Raw genomic sequence first — 16,604 nt, forward strand, 5'->3', positions numbered from 1 at the left:
GCTACCGCAGGCAGCGTGATGATATCCAGCCCTGTCGCTGCATCCCGCACCGCCGTCAGGACCGGTACCGCCGACGGTAATCCACCCTCTCCGGTTTTCAGCAGTTTTAACGCCAGCTCACCGTTGCTCATCACCAGCGAAGCGCGTACCGCCAGGTCTGCCGTCCGTACGCCCGGCTCCAGCCCTTTCCTGTTAGGTAACAGAGTGCTGGCAGGCATTGCGAACATCGCAGCGACATCACGCCCCGGCACTCTGTCGCTGCCAGCCCCCACCTCCGGAGAATGGAAAATGGCGGCAATCGCAATGCCGCCTGCCGCGCCTGCGGCCACAGCCGAGGCGGCCCGGCCTAACGCGGCCAGCAAGGAGCTGGCAGCACCCATCACCCCTTCTCCGGCGATTGCCAGCTGTACCGCGCCCGGGGCTCGCGCCAGCGCCAGCGCGCCAGCAGCAGTCAGAGACGCTTCGGCCGCTTTAACCGTTTCCGGGGTATACCGGGGTGACTCTGAAACGCCCAACATGGCCAGGGCGAGCTTAATTTCCCTGTCTGACAAAGGCATGCAAAACGCAATGCCCCCGTCACCTCTGTCCATAACCCATGCCCAGCTTCCGCCATTCATTAATGTCAAATAGCAGGCTTTCTGGGGGCCCTTAAACTGAAACTTTCCGTCGCCCAGATAAATGGGGGTAATGTCCCGCGAGCGCGGGTTTCCTTCCTTTTTACTCATCCTTAAGTTCCTTTTCCGGGGTACTTTTTATTTAATCCGGCCGACGCTTTTACTACGCCAGTGACGGCTCACGCTGAAACAAACCGGGGAGAACAGGNGAACAATTCCTAATGACGTGGATTTACCGCCCCGCCGCTGGCAATTTTTGCCCGCAATCCGTATAACTGTCCGCTGACTCTTAAGCCACAAAGTAACCGATGATGAAAGAATCACTGAGCCGCATAATTGCAAATGAACTCCAGGCACGGACAGAGCAGGTTGATGCCGCTGTTCGTCTGCTGGATGAAGGGAACACCGTGCCGTTTATCGCACGCTATCGTAAGGAGGTGACCGGTGGCCTGGATGATACCCAGCTACGCCAGCTGGAAACCCGGCTGGGCTATCTGCGCGAGCTGTCCGAGCGCCGCCAGGCGATTCTCAAATCCATCGGCGACCAGGGCAAGCTGACCGACGAGCTTGCTAACGCCATCAGCAACACCCTGAGCAAAACCGAACTCGAAGACCTCTACCTGCCCTATAAGCCAAAGCGCCGTACGCGTGGAATGATCGCCATTGAGGCCGGTCTGGAACCGCTGGCCGAGACGCTGTGGCAGGATCCATCTCACCTCCCGGAGACGCTGGCCGCCCGCTTCGTAGATGCCGATAAGGGCGTTGCCGATACCAAAGCCGCGCTGGACGGCGCCCGCTACATTCTGATGGAGCGCTTTGCAGAAGACGCCACGCTGCTGGCTCAGGTACGTGCCTGGCTGTGGAAGAACGCCCACCTGGTCTCGCGCGTGACGGAAGGCAAAGAGGAAGAGGGCGCGAAGTTCCGCGACTACTTTGATCACCATGAAGCGCTGGCATCCGTGCCGTCCCATCGTGCGCTGGCGATGTTTCGCGGCCGCAATGAAGGCATATTGCAGCTATCGCTTAATCCGGACCCACAGTTTGACGAGCCGCCGCGCGAAAGCCACGGCGAGCAGATTATTATCGACCACCTTGGCCTGCGGCTGAATAACGCCCCAGCGGACGCATGGCGTAAGGCCGTGGTCAGCTGGACGTGGCGTATTAAGGTGCTTCTGCACCTGGAAACCGAGCTGATGGGTACGGTACGCGAGCGCGCTGAAGATGAGGCAATCAACGTTTTTGCCCGCAATATGCACGACCTGCTTATGGCGGCACCCGCCGGGATGCGGGCGACCATGGGCCTGGATCCTGGACTGCGTACCGGCGTAAAAGTTGCGGTCGTTGACGCCACCGGCAAGGTGGTTGCCACCGACACCATTTACCCGCATACCGGGCAGGCGGCGAAAGCGGCCGCCGCGGTGGCCGCACTCTGCACCCGACATCAGGTGGAGCTGGTGGCGATCGGCAACGGCACCGCCTCACGTGAAACCGAACGCTTCTTTATCGACGTCCAGAAGCAATTCCCCCAGGTACAGGCGCAGAAGGTGATCGTCAGCGAAGCGGGCGCATCCGTCTATTCCGCCTCCGAGCTGGCTGCGCTGGAGTTCCCGGATCTGGACGTCTCGATCCGTGGGGCCGTCTCCATCGCGCGCCGCCTGCAGGATCCTCTCGCTGAACTGGTGAAGATCGACCCGAAATCGATCGGCGTGGGCCAATATCAACACGACGTCAGCCAGAGCCAGCTGGCGAAAAAGCTGGATGCGGTCGTGGAAGACTGCGTAAACGGCGTCGGCGTGGATCTGAATACCGCCTCGGTGCCGCTACTGACCCGAGTGGCCGGGCTGAGCAAAATGATGGCACAGAATATCGTCAGCTGGCGTGATGAGAATGGTCGCTTTCAGGACCGCCAGCAGCTGCTGGCGGTGAGCCGTCTGGGGCCAAAAGCCTTTGAACAGTGCGCTGGCTTTCTGCGCATCAGCCAGGGTAAAAACCCGCTGGATGCCTCAACGGTTCACCCGGAGGCTTACCCGGTCGTGCAGCGCATTCTGGCCGCCACCGAACAGTCGCTGGATGTGCTGATGGGTAATCCGACGGCGCTGCGCACCCTGCGCGCGGTGGACTTTACCGATGAGCGGTTCGGCGTACCGACCGTCAGCGATATTATCCGGGAACTGGAAAAACCCGGCCGTGACCCGCGTCCGGAGTTTAAGACGGCGCAGTTCGCTGAGGGCGTGGATACCATGAACGACCTGCAGCCGGGTATGGTGCTGGAAGGGGCGGTTACCAACGTGACTAACTTCGGCGCCTTTGTCGATATCGGCGTTCATCAGGACGGGCTGGTACATATCTCCTCCCTCTCCGATAAGTTTGTCGACGATCCGCATAAGGTGGTGAAAGCGGGCGATATCGTTAAGGTCAAGGTGATGGAGGTTGACCTGCAGCGCAAGCGCATCGCGCTGACCATGCGTCTGGACGAACAGCCGGGTGAAGCCGCTTCACCGCGCCGCAGTCCGGCCAGCAACAACCGTGATGCAGGCCGTCCGGCGGCGAAATCCCGTCCGCGTCCGGCACAGCCCGCCAGCAATAGCGCTATGGGCGATGCGCTGGCGGCGGCGTTCGGCAAAAAATAACGGCATTACCCCAGGGCGGATCGCCGTATCCGCCCTTCCCACTCCCCTGAAAATTGTTTTGCGTCAATACCGACGAGAATAATTCTCATTATAATTACCCCCCTCAATTATCACGATGCGGCAATTTTCCACGCCACGGGGTAAAAATATGCCTGTTGTACCCTTGCAGCACTACAAAATCGTTAGTTTCTCGCCCACCATCAATACCGCGTTTCGCCAGAAGCTGCTGTCACACGGCCTGCTGCCCGGCGCGACCTTCCAGGTAAAGCGCGTAGCGCCCTTTGGCGACCCGGTGCAAATCGAAACGCGCCGCGTCAGCCTGATGCTGCGTAAAAAAGATCTGGCGTTTCTTCGCCTTGAATCCCTGAACTGAGGCGGAGGTAAGGATGAAAACGTATACCATCGGGCTGATTGGCAACCCTAACGCCGGTAAAACCACGCTGTTTAACCAGCTCACCGGCGCGCGGCAGCGGGTCGGGAACTGGGCTGGGGTAACGGTTGAACGCAAGGAAGGCACCTTTACCACCGCTCAGCACAAGGTGCGGCTGATTGACCTGCCCGGTACCTATTCCCTGACGACGGTATCGGAACAGGCCTCGCCTGACGAGCAGATCGCCTGTCGCTATATGCTGAGCGGCGAAGCTGACCTGGTCATTAACGTCGTGGATGCCAGCAATCTTGAGCGCAATTTGTACCTTACCCTCCAGCTTCAGGAACTGGGGGTACCCTGCATCGTTGCGCTGAATATGCTGGATATTGCTGAAAATCAGCATATCGCGCCTGACGTTGCCGCGCTGGAAAAACAGCTCGGCTGCCCGGTGATCCCTATGGTGTCGAACCGGGGAACGGGCATCGACAGGCTGAAAAAAGCCATTGACGACGCTCATCGCTCCATCGGTAACGTTAACATCCCCTACCCCGCGGATGTCGAGGCTCGCGTCCGGCAGCTGTGCGACGCCATGCCGGAAAACCTTCCCCCGGTACAGCAGCGCTGGCTGGCGCTCCAGGCGCTGGAAGGGGATGTCTACAGCCTGGCCCGGGTGGCAACACCCGCAGGATCGCCTGATGCACTTAATCTGCACGATGCCCCGCTAAAGATTGTCTCTGCCCGTTATCAGGCCATTGAGGCCGTTTACCGCACCGTAACGGATACGCACCTGGCCACGCCGCACCGCCTCTCTGCCCGCCTCGACAGCCTGGTGCTTAATCGCTGGCTTGGACTGCCCATATTTCTGCTGATGATGTACCTGATGTTCTTTCTGGCCATTAATCTCGGCGGGGCGCTACAGCCGCTATTTGAGATTGGCTCGGCGGCGATTTTTATTCATGGCATACAGTGGATCGGCGCAGTGCTGCATTTCCCACTGCCGCTGACGCTGTTCCTGGCACAGGGCATTGGTGGTGGCATCAATACCGTGATGCCGCTGGTGCCGCAAATCGGCCTGATGTACCTGTTCCTGTCCCTGATGGAGGATTCCGGCTATATGGCCAGAGCCGCTTTTGTCATGGATCGACTGATGCAGGCGATAGGATTACCGGGTAAATCCTTCGTGCCGCTGATTGTCGGTTTTGGCTGTAATGTCCCGTCGGTCATGGGCGCCCGTACGCTGGATGCCCCGCGTGAGCGCCTGCTGACCATCCTGATGGCGCCCTTTATGTCCTGCGGCGCGCGGCTGGCTATCTTCGCGGTATTCGCTTCCGCCTTTTTTGGTCAGCGGGGATCGCTGGTGGTTTTCAGCCTTTATCTGCTGGGCATTGCCGTGGCCATCCTCACCGGGCTGCTGTTAAAGCATACGCTTCTGCGCGGCGAGGCCACGCCCTTCGTAATGGAGCTGCCCACCTGGCACGTTCCGCACCTGAAAACCCTGCTATTACAAACCTGGCAGCGGCTGAAAAGCTTTGTGCTGCGGGCCGGGAAAGTGATTGTTTTGGTCTGCGTGGTGATAGGCGGCCTGAACAGCTTCTCGTTCAGCGGACAGCCGGTATCCACGATTAATGACTCCGCGCTGGCCAGCGTCAGCCGCCATCTGACGCCGCTGCTGTCACCGATGGGCATACATGATGATAACTGGCAGGCAACGGTTGGCCTGGTCACCGGCGCAATGGCAAAAGAGGTGGTAGTCGGCACGCTGAATACGCTCTATACCGCACAGGCGCTGCATGAAGAGCCGTTTGATGCCGCCAGTTTCAGCCTGACCGGGGAGCTGGCGACGGCGGTCCAGGAAACCTGGGATGGAGTAAAAGAGGCGTTCAGCCTTAGCGTGCTGTCTAATCCCGTTGAGGCCAGCAAAGGCGACGGCGAGATGGCCGGCGGGGCGATGGGTGTGATGCACAGCAAATTTGCCAACGATGCCGCCGCCTATAGCTACCTGATTTTCGTGCTGCTGTACGTGCCCTGCGTATCGGTGATGGGCGCGATTGCCCGTGAAAGCAGCGGCCGCTGGATGCTGTTCTCTATATTCTGGGGGCTGAACCTGGCCTGGTGCCTGGCAACGCTGTTTTATCAGGTGGCGACCTTTAGTGAACATCCTCAGTACAGCACCATCGTGCTGCTGGCGGTATGTGCCTTTAATGTCGTGCTGTGGCTGGTGCTGCGGAGTATCACGCTCCCTGCATCGCCGCTGGCGGTCAGGCCCGTTGCTGAAAAGGGCTGCCCCGGCTGCCCCCGTAACGGCAGCTGTCACTGATTTAGCGGCATCATGCCCTTGTCGACCGCTTCGTTGCAGTTGCGGTTTTGCTTCCAGGGTCTACAGTGAAAGTTAACGTAGCTGTCCAAAAATGCGGTGGCGCACTGTATAAAAATGGAAATTATCAACAGCCTGCTCGATAAAATCTATGACCATGCCTTTCCCGCCGCCTGTCGGGAAAGGCTGACAGAAAGCATTCAACATACCCGCAGCGCCATCAACCACCCGCGCAAGGCCCACTGGGATGAAAAAGATGTGGTGCTGATCACCTATGCCGATCAGTTTCGTGAAAGTGATGCCCCCACTCTGCAAACCTTCTGCCGTTTTTATCAGCGCTATCTTCACGCCAGCTTTAACCTGGTTCACCTGCTGCCTTTTTTTCCCTGGTCGTCCGACGATGGTTTTTCGGTAATGGATTACCATCAGGTCAGCCCGGCCTGTGGCGAATGGTCCGATGTCGCCGCGCTGCATCAGCGCGTCCGGCTAATGTTTGATTTCGTCTGCAACCACATGTCAGCGCACAGCGCCTGGTTCAAACACTACCTGGCAATGGATCCCGGCTGGGATGATTTCTTTATCAGTATGCCCCCGGCGACCGATCTCAGCAGCGTCACCCGGCCAAGAACCTCCCCTCTGCTCACCCCTTTTACGCTGGCCGATGGCAGCACGCGGTTTATCTGGACGACTTTTAGCGCGGACCAGATTGACCTTAACTTCGCCAATCCCAGGGTGCTGGTGATGATGGTGGAGGTGCTGCTGGACTATCTGGCGAAGGGGGCAGACTATGTCCGGCTGGATGCAGTGGGCTATATGTGGAAAACCCCCGGTACCGCCTGCATTCATCTGGAAAAAACCCATCTGCTGGTTAAATTATTTCGCGCTATCGCCGGTGAGGTCGCGCCCGGTACGGTGATTGTGACGGAAACCAATGTGCCGCACCGGGACAATATCAGCTATTTTGGCAACGGGCAGGACGAGGCGCAGATGGTGTATCAGTTTTCGCTGCCGCCGCTGGTACTGCATGCCATCCATTACGGTTCGTCCCGCGCGCTGAAGCAGTGGGCCAGCTCGCTGCCAGCGGGCGACGGCAGGACCACCTATTTCAATTTTTTGGCTTCCCATGATGGCATCGGTCTGAATCCACTGAGGGGGCTTTTACCTGAGACGGAAATAGTGTCGCTGGTGCGGGATCTGGCGATGGAAGGCGCGCTGATTTCTTATAAAAATAACCCTGACGGCACCGCCAGTCCCTATGAAATTAACGTCACCTATATGGACGCACTAAACAGCAAAGAGGAGAGTGACGATATTCGCCTGCAACGCTTTATGCTAGCGCATGCGCTACTGCTGGCTTTCCCTGGCGTTCCCGCGATATATATTCAGAGTATTCTCGGCTCGCGGAATGATATGGCGGGGGTTAAGGCGGCGGGGCATAACCGGGCGGTTAACCGCGAGAAATATGCGCTCCACGACATTGAAGCGGCGCTCGCCAATAAGCAAACGCTGCGCCATCGGGTTTATTACGCACTCAGCGGACTGATTCAGCTGCGGATCCGCCAGCCTGCCTTGCACCCTGATAATCCAATGACGGTACTGGCGAGCGATAATGCCCTGTTTATTTTCCGCAGGCAGGCAGTTAAGGGGGGGGAGGCTTTGCTTTGTGTTTACAACCTCAGCAGTCGGGAAATAACCTGGTCACCGCCGGAGAGAGAACGCTACCGTGATATTTATCACAATGTCATTATAGAGAGCGAGGCGGAACTGACGCTGGCCCCATGGCACTGGCTGTGGCTGGAAAGCTGCCCACAACGGGCCTGAGGGGAGTCGGGCGGGGGGAGACCCCGCCCGCCATATTATTTATAAACGTCTGCAACGGCGCTGAATTTACCGTGCTCACGACCGGCGATAATCAGATAGTATTTACCGCCTTTCTCATCAGCCAGTTTGGATAACGCATGTTTGGCATCCATCGGTGACGTCGTTTCCGCCGTCGTATTGACCGTGCCAATTTTTTCCAGCTTCATGCTTTTCACTTCTTCTTTGGTGACTTCTTTTGCCGCAAAGGCACCGAAAGAAACAGAACCCATCACTAAAGCAATCGCAACAGTTTTAATCATTTTCATCAAAGATACTCCAGTTAATATTGTTGTAAGGAATAAGCAGCCGCTTGATGATCAGACAGGGAGGAAACCCGGGCCCGCTCCCTGGACAGCTCAGAGGTAAAAGTAAGCGCCCCTGCTCACCTCACTGATTATTACCGGAAACGAATAAATTGCCAGTTTTGTAAGCGAAAATTAATGGGGGATTTCAAGGGCGAATTCCTTAAGTCGATCGCAAAAAACGTCCGGGTGGGAAATAAAGGGCGCGTGTGCCGCTTTTTCAATAATAACCGACCGGCTGCCGGGCCATGCTTTATCCAGCACTGGCGCTATCCGGCGCGGGACCAGGCCATCAAGGGCGCCATAAATACGCAGCAGCGGCACGCTGAGCGTCAACATTTCCTGGCGCAGATCGAGGGTGCGCAGCGTTTCCAGCCCGCCATTCAATACCTCAACCGACGGGGATGGCAGGGCCAGTACCACGCTCTTTAACAGGCGCGCATCCTGACGGGCCGATTCCGTACCCAGCGTTTGCAGGGCAAGAAACCGCTCAACGGTGCGCTGAAAATTTTCGCTAAGCTGGTGCTGAAAGCCGCTTAGCGTTTCAGGCCTGATGCCAGGCCACTCCTCTTCGGCGGTGAAACAGGGTGATGACGCCACGCTAACCAGTCCGGCTACGCGCCCGGGGTGCAGCAGCGCCATTTTGCTGGCGACCAGGCCACCCAGTGACCAGCCCAGCCATATCGCCCGCGCAGGAGCCTGCGGCAACAGAGTTTCAACCATCTCCTCAACGTGCATCGGCGGAAAGGCCTGGCTGCGACCGTAGCCCGGCAGATCGACCAGATGCAGACGAAAATGAGGGCTGAGCCGCGCAATGAGATGCTGCCATACGCCCGCATTCAGCCCCCACCCGTGCAGCATCACAAGATCGCGATCGCCGTCGCCGATAGTCTGCCAGTAAAGCTGAGTCATCCGTTAATATCCTGTTTTTGCCATGGAGGCCGCTATGCTATCAATCCCTGCCCTCTGTTGGCTATGCCAGATGCCGTTAGCCATCGCCCATCATGGCTGCTGTAGCCTGTGCCTGCGCCACCTGCCCCGTCTGCCCCCGTGCTGCCCACGCTGCGGATTGCCCGCTCTGCATGAGGGAACCCCCTGTGGTCGCTGCCTGGTCCACCCCCCGGCCTGGAGCAGGATCGTTGCGGTTTGCGACTGGCAGCCGCCCGTTAAGGCGCTGGTTAAGCGCCTGAAGTTTTATCGCGTCACCGCGCTTTCGCTGATGCTGGCCAGGCTGATGCTGCTCGCCTGGCTCGCAGCCCGCCGTCAGCACGGGCTGCGTAGACCTGATGTGATGATGACGGTACCGTTACAGAAGAATCGCGCCTGGCAGCGGGGCTTTAATCAGATGGATGACATCGCCCGCTACCTGGCCCACTGCTGCGGCTGCCGCTATCTCCCCGCAGCTCTTAAACGCACCCGTAAGGCAAAAATCCAGCACCGCTTAACTGCATCTGCACGGCGGCGTAATTTACGCGGTGCATTCAGGGTTGAAATTGACGTCAGGGAGCGGCATATCACTCTGCTGGACGATGTGGTCACCACGGGCAGTACCGCTCAGGAAATTAGCCGCATACTGCTGGCCGCCGGTGCGGCCAGCGTAGAGATATGGTGCCTGTGCCGAACCTTGTAGAGCGTCGGCGATGGGCGTATTATAACCAACTAAATTAGTCAACTATTGAGCAATCGCCATGATCCGAATTACTGATTCTGCGCAAGAGCACTTTGCAAAACTGCTTTCGAAACAGGAAGAGGGCACCCAGATCCGCGTATTCGTTATTAATCCGGGTACGCCGACCGCGGAATGTGGCGTCTCTTACTGTCCACCCGATGCCATTGAAGCCACCGATACTGAACTTAAGTTCGACAAGCTTTCGGCCTTTGTTGACGAACTGAGCGCGCCGTACCTGGACGACGCTGAAATCGACTTCGTTACCGATAATCTGGGTTCTCAGCTTACGCTTAAGGCACCCAATGCCAAGATGCGTAAGGTCAGTGATGACGCCCCGCTTATCGAGCGCGTGGAGTACCAGCTACAGGCACAAATTAACCCGCAGCTGGCCAGCCACGGCGGCAAAGTTTCGCTGATGGAAATTACCGACGACGGCTACGCTATTCTGCAATTCGGCGGCGGCTGTAACGGCTGTTCAATGGTTGACGTGACCCTGAAAGAAGGCATCGAAAAAGAGCTGCTGGTGGCCTTCCCTGAACTTAAGGGCGTGCGCGACCTGACCGAGCATCAGCGCGGCGAGCACTCTTTCTACTAAAACGTCACCGTCTGCGATCAACATCTTTGATTAAGCGGTTAACGCGCGGATCGGCAAACATCTCCTCCAGCGTGGCGCTCAGTTTGCGCCGCCAGTTGGGGTACTGTTCGGTGGTTCCGGGAACGTTAACCGGCTTGTCCATATCGAGCCAGTCTTCCGGTTGCAGGCCGAGTAAAGCGCTTTCGCTATCAGCGATAAATCGCTGCATGCCGCGATTCAGTTCGTGGCTCATTTTCATCCGGCTGGCTTTTTTACCGCTATGCTTTGGCAGGCAGCCATACTGATGCAGCGCATTCAGCAGGGCCTGTTTCTGCCGGGCGCGGTCCTCATAAAGTCCGCGCAGGATGACTTTGTCCGGGTAAAGCCCCAGCCGCTCGCCCAGCGCCAGGTCATCTGCCGTCCAGAAACCCCGTAAGGTAGGCAAGTCGTGCGTCGTGGCGCTGGCCATTGACTGCCGTGGCCAGGCCTCGGGGGAACGGTAGCTGTCCTTATCCTGCTGCTCGAAATAGAGCACCTTCCACGAGTAGATACCGCTGTCCCTTAGCAGGGCGACGATCTCCTGTGGGACGGTTCCCAGATCCTCCCCGATCACCATGCACTGGTTGCGCTGACTTTCCAGCGCCAGGATCGCCAGCAAATCCTCCACCGGGTAATGGACATAGGCACCAAAATTGGCCGTTTCCCCGGCGGGGATCCACCACAGGCGCAGCATTGACATAACATGATCGATGCGCAGGGCGCCGCAGCTCGCCATATTGGCTCGGATCATGTCGATAAAGGGCTGGTAGCCGCGCGCGGCCATAACATGCGGATCCATCGGCGGCAGCCCCCAGTTTTGCCCAAGCGGGCCGAGGATATCCGGCGGCGCGCCAACCGACGCCCCCAGGCAGTAGAGCGCTCTGTCGCACCAGGTTTCCGCTCCGCCTTCTGAAACGCCAACCGCCAGATCGCGATATAATCCTACCGGCATCCCCCGCTGCTGGCTAAGCTGCCAGCAGGCGTCAAACTGGCCTGCGGCCAGCCACTGAAGCCAGAGCCAGAAGCGGATCTCCCGCTTATTTTGCTGACAAAACTGCTGCACCGCCTGGCCGCCGGGATCCTGCATCACCTCCGGCCAGGCTGGCCAGCCCCAGCGTGCTGCATCCTCCTGCAGCATCGCACCATGCAGCGCATCGTAGGTCGCCTGCCACCAGAGACCTGATCCACCACCGACAATAAACGCCTCAAATTCGCTAACGGCCGGGTCATCTGCTGTGCGCTGCTCAAACTGCTGCCAGGCATGCCGCAGGCCGGCAATTTTCAGCTCTGCCACCCGGGAGTAGTCCACCCAGTCGCTCTGTCTGGCCTTCGCCAGCTGCGCCTGGGTGTTTTTTTGCTGCCACCAGCGCTGAGCAGCGACGCTCTGCTGGAAGTCCGGCACCGCCGCTACGTCGATATAGAGCACATTCAGCCAGCGCCGTGATGAAGGGCTGTATGGACTGGCGTTTTCCGGGCTGGCAGGGTAAAGCGAATGAATTGGATTGAGTCCAATAAAGGCACCGCCGCGATCGGCAAGCTCCGCCAGCATCTGTCTCAGATCGCTGAAATCACCCATCCCCCAGTTACTTTCGGACCGCAGGGTGTAGAGCTGCACGCAGGCACCCCACAGCTTTGCCCCCTGCCGCAGCGGTTCAGGCTCGAAGCAGCGCGTTGGCGCGACGATAATCCGGCACGTCCAGTCTTTTTTACCCTGGTGAAGATGAAGCTGATGATAGCCAAACGGCAGGCTGCCCGGCAGCGGCAGCGCCTGGCCCGCACTTACCTGGCCACTGTATTCCCGTCCGCTTTCCAACACCAGCTGCCACTGATACTCGCCGCGTCCGGCAATATCGACCTTTACGCTGCGCCGACGGGTAAACACTTTGCAGGCCGGGATCGGACCAGGCTTCGTCCTGCCAGCTTCAGACATTGCAGCCAGCAGGCGCTGACGAACCTGCTGGCTTATTGCCTCGGGTTCACCTTTTGCATTGATATAGTTTGCGGCTATTCCCGCTGCCGCTGAAGCCTGCTCAAACTTGTTATCCATTGTCCCGTCCTTACGGTTTGCCCTGCCTGACAGGCTGTTGATCATGATGAAAGGCGCGTTCCACGCTGTGGTTCACCGTTGATAAAAAACACAATTACAGGCTCTTACAGTTAAGACCGGATCGGATAAAAAAGCTTCCCGGCGGAGAAGATATTCTGGTGTGAGGGCAACGTTCTGAAAGCGGAGCAGCATCCATGCTACAACTTGATAAGGGTCAAACTTCAGCAAAGCTCAAGATGCACATCATGCTGTTCAATCATCTTCAGCACGCCAGGGGGCGGGGCTTCGTCGGTAAACAGATAATCGATCAGGCCCATATCCCCCAGATTGATCATCGCATTGCGGCCAAACTTGGAGTGGTCGACCGCCAGCATCACGCAGCGTGAGTTCTCGATAATTGCCCGCTTGGTGCGCACCTCGTGGTAGTCGAAATCAAGCAGCGAGCCATCCATATCAATACCGCTAATGCCCAGAATGCCGTAATCCAGGCGGAACTGGGAGATATAGTCCAGCGTCGCTTCGCCGATGATACCGCCATCACGGGTGCGTACCTCGCCGCCAGCGATAATCAGGCTGAAGTCGGGTTTCGACATAAGCAGCATCGCCACGTTGAGGTTATTCGTCACCACCCGCAGATTGCTGTGATTAAGCAGCGCATGGGCCACCGCCTCAGGCGTGGTGCCAATATCAATAAACAGAGAGGCACCATCGGGAATGTGGCTGGCGACCCGCTGGGCGATACGCGCCTTTTCCGCCGACCACATTCTCTTGCGATCCTGCCAGGCCGTATTTTCCGAGCTGGACGGCAGGGCCGCGCCGCCATGATGACGCTGAATTTTGTTCTGTTCAGCCAGATCGTTCAGATCGCGGCGAATCGTTTGTGGGCTGACGGTAAAATGCTCCACCAGCTCCTCCGTACTGACATACCCCTGACGACGCACCAGCTCGATGATGGCGTCATGACGTTGCGTCTGCTTCACATAGCTCTCCTGTTTTCGCGACCGTGCCCGCTATACCTACAGGCTCATTTGACATTACGGGTATCAACAAAGGCCATTGCCAGCCCCACCAGCAGCCCGGTCACATGCGCGGCGTTGGCAATGGACAGCCCAAACCACCCCATATAGCCTACCACCAGCCAGACCACCGCGAAGACCATCATCCCACGCTCCAGATACACGCCGCTATCGGGATCGCGCTCGCCTCTGAGCCAGGCATAGCCCATCAGCGCATAGACCGCGCCGGAGAGTCCGCCAAACATTACGCCGCTGAAGCGGGACTGCATCCAGCCGCTGAGCAGGGCGGATATCACCAAAATCACAAAGAGCTTACCGGCCCCGAGACGTTTTTCAATGGCCCCGCCGAGATACCACCACCACAGCAGATTGAAAGCGATATGGAGAAACGAGAAGTGCAGCAGAGCCGGGGTAAACCAGCGCCACAGCTGAAAATGCTGGTTTTCACTGGGCCACGCCAGCCACGACATGACGGTTTGATCGCCCAGCAGCTGCATCAGGATAAAAACCAGGACACAAAGACCGATAACCGTCAGCGTAAGCGGTCCCGCGCGCTGGGTGATGTTAGCCATCAGCGACGATCCCTGATAGCGAAGGCCGCTGGAGGTGGTGCCAGAGTGCCAGCTCGCGGCCTGGTAGCGTGGGTGATTAGGATCGCGGATAAACCGCTCAAGTTCGCTTTCAACCAGGCTGACCCTGGTATCATCATCCAGCCACAGGATGCTTTGGTTCTCGTGTTCAATCCTGATCGCTACGCCCTGGGTAGCCATATAATCCACAAAGGCCTGCGCCATACGGGGATTGGAAAATTCAGTAATGCGCATCATCACCGTGGAAGTCCCTGTTTATCATCAAAAAAGAACAGTATATACCCTAAATAATTCGAGTTGCAGGAAGGCGGCAAGAGAGTGGATCCCCGGGAGCTTAAAAAGGTAAATGACTGGGGTGAGTGAACGCAGCCAACACCCCTGCAACCTGAAATTTGACGGGGATATCTTACTGTTTTACCGGGTACAGGCTGTTACACCCAACCTGCGCTCACCCCTTATGCCAGGCTTTCCACCCGCAGCGGGAAAGCGGCCTGCCAGGCCTCGAACCCGCCATCTACGCTGTAGACCTCAGTAAAACCCTGAGTCAGCAGGTACTGCGCCGCACTTTTACTGCTGATGCCGTGGTAACACATGACCAGCACCGGCGTGGCCACATCGGTCTGTTCAATAAAGGCACTCAGTGAGTGATTAGTCAGGTGGATCGCACCGGTGGCGTGTGCCACCGCATAGCTTTGCGGATCGCGTATATCGACCATCTGCGCCTGTTTTTCGATTAGCTGTGCCTGGGCCTGCTGCACGCTGATGCACTGAAATTGATCCATGATGGTGTCCCGTAAGAGCGAAATAAGATCCATTGTAACGCGAACGATGAAGACTATAACCCGGATAGCCGCAGGGTTAATCCTCTTTTCTGGGGGCAATTTTGTTACCTGCATCACGCATAAATGTTTTTATTCGGTTAACGCTGGCATCAATGTTGGTTTGCGATTATTATTATGCTCGAAAACGAACATTTGAGAACTATTCCGAACATCGGAGGGGATGACGTGGAAACCAAAGACTTGATCGTAATCGGCGGCGGTATCAACGGCGCTGGGATTGCGGCAGATGCTGCTGGACGCGGCCTGTCAGTACTGATGCTGGAAGCGCAAGATTTGGCCTGCGCCACCTCTTCAGCCAGCTCCAAACTGATCCACGGTGGCCTGCGCTATCTGGAACACTATGAATTCCGCCTGGTCAGCGAAGCGCTGGCGGAGCGTGAAGTCCTGCTGAAAATGGCCCCGCATATCGCGTTCCCTATGCGTTTCCGTTTGCCACATCGTCCTCATCTGCGTCCGGCCTGGATGATCCGGGTAGGCCTGTTTATGTATGACCACCTGGGCAAGCGTACCAGCCTGCCCGGCAGTAAAGGTGTGCGATTTGGTGCAGATTCAGTGTTAAAGCCCGAGATCGTGCGCGGTTTCGAATATTCAGACTGCTGGGTTGATGATGCCCGCCTGGTGGTGTTAAACGCGCAGGAAGTGGAAAAGCGCGGCGGCGAAGTCCGTACCCGTACCAAAGTGACCCGTGCATGGCGTGAAAACAATCTGTGGATGGTGGAAGCGGAAGACGTCGACAGCGGTAAAACCTTTACCTGGCAGGCCAGGGGTCTGGTCAATGCTGCGGGTCCCTGGGTTAAAGAGCTGTTTGACGACGGCCTGAAGCTGAAATCCCCTTACGGCATCCGCCTGATCAAAGGTAGCCATATCGTGGTGCCGCGCGTTCACACCCAGAAGCAGGCCTATATCCTGCAAAATGAAGATCACCGCATCGTGTTTGTGATCCCCTGGATGGATGAGTTCTCCATTATCGGCACGACCGACGTCGAGTATAAGGGCGACCCGAAAAACGTGCATATTGATGAGAAAGAGACGGCCTATCTGCTGAACGTGTTTAACAGCCACTTCAAAAAGGCGCTGACCGCTGAGGATATCGTCTGGTCCTATTCCGGTGTCCGTCCGCTCTGTGATGATGAATCGGATTCGCCTCAGGCTATCACCCGTGACTACACGCTCGACGTCCGCGATGATAACGGCCAGGCACCGTTGCTGTCGGTATTTGGCGGCAAGCTGACCACCTATCGCAAGCTGGCTGAACACGCGATGGAAAAGCTGGCGAAGTATTATCCTAAAGCAGGCCCGGCATGGACCAAATCCTGCGTGCTGCCCGGGGGCGATATTGCCGGCACCCGTGAAGACTACGCCGCCAGCCTGCGTCGTCGCTATCCGTTTATCAGTGAGGCCATGGCGCGTCACTATGCCCGTACCTATGGCAGCAACACCGAGCTGTTCCTGAAAGAGGCCAAAAGCCTGGAGGACCTGGGCGAGCTGTTTGGCCATCATCTGTATGAAGCGGAACTGCGCTACCTGGTAGCCAATGAGTGGGTGCGTGAGCAGGATGATGCACTGTGGCGCCGTACCAAGCTGGGTATGTGGCTGAATGATGAGCAGCGCGCGCACGTTGGGGCATGGCTGGCGCAGCATGCGAAAAAGCCTGCGCTATCGCTGGCTTCTTAATGACGAAATAACAGCGGGACGGGGTAAAACTGCTGTCAGCATTAACTAATACCTGGTCAGGAG

Annotated in this window: 14 protein-coding genes; 7 read left to right on the plus strand and 7 right to left on the minus strand. The window is 57.5% G+C overall.

Going from position 1 to position 16,604, the window contains the following annotated elements; translation table 11 throughout:
- Positions 1-725, minus strand: a 725-nt coding sequence (locus A1830_RS23115; protein ID WP_231877539.1) for an S-type pyocin domain-containing protein, incomplete at its 3' end; no start/stop codon positions are given.
- 197 nt (positions 726-922) lie between these two features.
- Here A1830_RS23115 and A1830_RS00010 point away from each other — a divergent pair.
- The 4 genes from A1830_RS00010 to A1830_RS00025 all read left to right on the plus strand — a co-directional run bounded on the left by A1830_RS00010 (position 923) and on the right by A1830_RS00025 (position 7,749).
- Positions 923-3,244, plus strand: a complete 2,322-nt coding sequence (locus tag A1830_RS00010; protein WP_067699886.1) for a Tex family protein — start codon at positions 923-925, stop codon at positions 3,242-3,244.
- A 148-nt stretch (positions 3,245-3,392) separates the two neighbouring features.
- Positions 3,393-3,617, plus strand: a complete 225-nt coding sequence (gene feoA, locus A1830_RS00015) for a ferrous iron transporter A (protein ID WP_067699889.1) — start codon at positions 3,393-3,395, stop codon at positions 3,615-3,617.
- A 13-nt stretch (positions 3,618-3,630) separates the two neighbouring features.
- Entirely contained in the window at positions 3,631-5,931 is a 2,301-nt protein-coding gene (gene feoB / locus A1830_RS00020) for a Fe(2+) transporter permease subunit FeoB (RefSeq protein WP_067699892.1), read from the plus strand.
- A 114-nt stretch (positions 5,932-6,045) separates the two neighbouring features.
- Positions 6,046-7,749: an alpha-amylase family glycosyl hydrolase gene (locus A1830_RS00025; protein ID WP_067699895.1), complete on the plus strand. Its 1,704-nt coding sequence runs from the start codon at positions 6,046-6,048 to the stop codon at positions 7,747-7,749.
- A gap of 35 nt (positions 7,750-7,784) precedes the next feature.
- Here the strand turns inward: A1830_RS00025 and A1830_RS00030 are convergent, their stop codons facing one another.
- Both A1830_RS00030 and bioH read right to left on the minus strand, forming a co-directional pair.
- Positions 7,785-8,054, minus strand: a complete 270-nt coding sequence (locus A1830_RS00030; protein ID WP_067699898.1) for a YdgH/BhsA/McbA family protein — start codon at positions 8,052-8,054, stop codon at positions 7,785-7,787.
- A 171-nt stretch (positions 8,055-8,225) separates the two neighbouring features.
- Complete coding sequence (gene bioH / locus A1830_RS00035) at positions 8,226-9,002, minus strand: pimeloyl-ACP methyl ester esterase BioH (RefSeq protein WP_067699901.1); 777 nt, start codon at positions 9,000-9,002, stop codon at positions 8,226-8,228.
- A gap of 34 nt (positions 9,003-9,036) precedes the next feature.
- Between bioH and gntX the strand changes: the two genes are divergently transcribed.
- Positions 9,037-9,720: a DNA utilization protein GntX gene (gene gntX, locus A1830_RS00040; protein WP_067699904.1), complete on the plus strand. Its 684-nt coding sequence runs from the start codon at positions 9,037-9,039 to the stop codon at positions 9,718-9,720.
- A gap of 58 nt (positions 9,721-9,778) precedes the next feature.
- The gene (gene nfuA / locus A1830_RS00045) at positions 9,779-10,354 is read left to right on the plus strand and encodes a Fe-S biogenesis protein NfuA (protein ID WP_067699907.1); all 576 of its coding nucleotides are present in this window, start codon (positions 9,779-9,781) and stop codon (positions 10,352-10,354) included.
- Between the two features lie 4 nt (positions 10,355-10,358).
- Here the strand turns inward: nfuA and malQ are convergent, their stop codons facing one another.
- The 4 genes from malQ to glpE all read right to left on the minus strand — a co-directional run bounded on the left by malQ (position 10,359) and on the right by glpE (position 14,807).
- On the minus strand, positions 10,359-12,419 hold the full coding sequence (gene malQ, locus A1830_RS00050; RefSeq protein ID WP_067699911.1) for a 4-alpha-glucanotransferase: 2,061 nt from the start codon (positions 12,417-12,419) through the stop codon (positions 10,359-10,361).
- 221 nt (positions 12,420-12,640) lie between these two features.
- Positions 12,641-13,399 (minus strand): DeoR/GlpR family transcriptional regulator, encoded by a 759-nt coding sequence (locus A1830_RS00055; RefSeq protein ID WP_067699914.1) that lies wholly within the window; start codon positions 13,397-13,399, stop codon positions 12,641-12,643.
- A 44-nt stretch (positions 13,400-13,443) separates the two neighbouring features.
- Positions 13,444-14,259, minus strand: coding sequence for a rhomboid family intramembrane serine protease GlpG (gene glpG / locus A1830_RS00060; protein WP_067700692.1), 816 nt, complete (start codon positions 14,257-14,259; stop codon positions 13,444-13,446).
- A 221-nt stretch (positions 14,260-14,480) separates the two neighbouring features.
- A complete protein-coding gene (glpE, locus tag A1830_RS00065; protein ID WP_067699917.1) occupies positions 14,481-14,807 on the minus strand; it encodes a thiosulfate sulfurtransferase GlpE in 327 nt (108 codons plus the stop codon).
- 225 nt (positions 14,808-15,032) lie between these two features.
- On the opposite strand from glpE, the gene glpD reads away from it, so the two are divergent.
- Positions 15,033-16,541, plus strand: coding sequence for a glycerol-3-phosphate dehydrogenase (glpD, locus tag A1830_RS00070; protein ID WP_067699919.1), 1,509 nt, complete (start codon positions 15,033-15,035; stop codon positions 16,539-16,541).
- Positions 16,542-16,604: the final 63 nt, after the last annotated feature.

Origin of the sequence: Erwinia sp. ErVv1, from assembly GCF_900068895.1 — a bacterium.
Classification (GTDB): Bacteria; Pseudomonadota; Gammaproteobacteria; order Enterobacterales; family Enterobacteriaceae; genus Erwinia.